The organism is Pedococcus sp. 2YAF34 (assembly GCF_052114585.1).
In the GTDB taxonomy this organism is placed as follows: Bacteria; Actinomycetota; Actinomycetes; order Actinomycetales; family Dermatophilaceae; genus Pedococcus.
In genome coordinates, this window is the sequence record NZ_JBFRFA010000145.1 from 1 (window position 1) to 381 (window position 381).

Here is a 381-nt window from a genome sequence, read left to right on the forward strand (position 1 = left end):
CGTCAGCAGCGTCGCGGATGCTGATGGTGCGCCAGTCGTATCCCTCGCGGGCCAGCGCCAGCACCGCGTTCGGTCCCGCGTGAACCGTCCCGTCGATCATCCGCGTCAGGTGCACTCCGAGAAACGGCAGCTCCGGGTCGGGCACCGGGTAGATGAGGCCGTTCACCAGGTCGCGGCGCTCAGGCACGAGCTCGTAGTACTCACCGCGGAACGGCACGATGCGCACCTCGGGTTCGATCCCGGCCATCCGTGCGATGCGGTCGGCCTGCAGGCCTCCGCAGTTGATGAGCAGGTCGCTCTCGACTTCGCCGCGGCTGTGCACGACGCGGGTTCCGGATGCGGTGGGCACGATCGCCTCGACCCGCGCGTCGGTCAGCATCT

1 protein-coding gene is annotated in these 381 nt (G+C 69.0%); it reads right to left on the minus strand.

Annotated features, from left to right (window positions below):
• The coding region (locus AB4Z02_RS19295) for an FAD-dependent oxidoreductase (protein ID WP_441972992.1) at window positions 1-381 on the minus strand (381 nt) is incomplete at both ends.